Origin of the sequence: Mycobacterium sp., from assembly GCF_050701675.1 — a bacterium.
GTDB lineage: Bacteria > Actinomycetota > Actinomycetes > Mycobacteriales > Mycobacteriaceae > Mycobacterium.
In genome coordinates, this window is record NZ_JBOGDD010000395.1 from 1 (window position 1) to 1,518 (window position 1,518).

General features: G+C 62.9%; 2 protein-coding genes and 1 pseudogene. All 3 read right to left on the bottom strand.

Translation table 11 applies throughout. The features are described from left to right. Nucleotides 1-281, bottom strand: a pseudogene (locus tag ACRDUX_RS11995) (cation transporter); the annotation flags it as partial. Then, on the bottom strand, nucleotides 278-637 hold the full coding sequence (gene cmtR, locus ACRDUX_RS12000; RefSeq protein ID WP_526414142.1) for a Cd(II)/Pb(II)-sensing metalloregulatory transcriptional regulator CmtR: 360 nt from the start codon (nucleotides 635-637) through the stop codon (nucleotides 278-280). The pseudogene ACRDUX_RS11995 and the gene cmtR, both read right to left, overlap by 4 nt. Nucleotides 638-764: 127 nt before the next feature. Further along, on the bottom strand, nucleotides 765-1,118 hold the full coding sequence (locus ACRDUX_RS12005) for an alkylmercury lyase (RefSeq protein WP_526414144.1): 354 nt from the start codon (nucleotides 1,116-1,118) through the stop codon (nucleotides 765-767). Nucleotides 1,119-1,518: the final 400 nt, after the last annotated feature.

The following is a 1,518-nucleotide window of genomic DNA, read 5'->3' on the forward strand; positions in this document are numbered from 1 at the left end:
GTCGCCGAACCCACCTCGATCACCGAATCCAAGCCAAAACCGATCAATGCAGTCGACGACGCGACCGTCCCGGCAGAGATCGCCACGATCGCCTCGACGACGTTATAGGTGATCGTCGCCGCCACCAGTAAACGCACACGCCGCGACAACACCGAACGGCGATGACTGTCAATCGGTTCGGATGCATCGGAGCGGCAGCACTCGTCGGCGCAGCCATCCACACCGGGAGTGGAGGCCAACCCAGAGGGCACGGCCCGGCGGTCGACGTCCTTATCGCTCATCGGATCACCTCGGACTGGTTCGGCACACTCACCGGTGCGACACCGTCGACGCAGGGCTGCTCGTCATCCACGGCGAGAACCACTTGCACCAACTCGCCCAAGGCCTCGGCCAGGTGCAGGTCGGCCAACGCGTAGCGGACCTGCCGGCCCTCATAGGTGGCGACGACCAACCCGCAACCACGCAGGCACGACAGATGATTGGACACGTTGGAGCGGGTCAGACCCAACTGCGACGCGAGCTGGCCCGGATAGCTGACCCCATCGAGCAGGGCCACCAAGATGCGGCACCGCGTCGGATCCGCCAACGCCCGGCCCACCCGAGCCAGCGCCGATTCCCGCATTTCACACGTCAGCATCTGCTAAACAATACAGCCATCGCTGACGCATGGGGATCACTGGCTGGAACAGTGTCCCAGCGCAGTCCGTCTCGAGTCTAAACAAGCGCGACGATGCGGTTCTGTCTCACGTCATCGCAGGCGTCGGTTAGCTGCGCGACTGTCGTCGCCGGAACGCATCGGTCAGCTGGGTGACTGTCGGCAATCCACTCAGGCCGCCATCGGTCTGGTACACCCGGCACGCCAACACTCTCACCGGCACCGCATCGTCAAAGGCGTCTGTGCCGTCGACGAGGATGGTTGGAGAGCCTGCGAACGGTGAGGCCGCCGCCTCTTCGTCGGTAGTGACCCGCCGGTACGCGATCTCGACGTCTGCAAATCCTGCTGCTGCTGCTGCCGCACGGGTACCGGCTTCCTGCCAATTCGGGCACCCGTCGAAATAAACAATCTCCACTCTCATCTGATTGAGTGTGCAACACGTGACGAGCGGCAAAGGCTTCACATTCCTCCTACGGATCGTGTCCGCACGATTCCTGTCTGTTGTTTCGGTTGCAGACAAACGAGACATCGCCTAGCCCGTTACACGGCGCTGCGTCGCCCGCGGTCGCAGTGTCTCGTTTCCTGTCTCGAAGCGCGTGTCTCACATTGGCGCTGGTCGTCGTGTTGGGACCGCCGGCCGCGGCAAGCTCAACAGTCCGCGCCTGCATCTTCGTGGTCTCGTGCCGCTACGCATCTGGGCTGTTGACGAGTGCCGAGACGACTTCCCACCCCACACAGTCTTGCCCAAGCACTACGTACAGCCGTGCTCGATTGACCACCGAGTCCATCGCTGACATATGTGCGGGACGGTGAATGAGCAGCAGCGCGCTCACGACAGCTCCGAGCAACCATGCCCGGGAGAT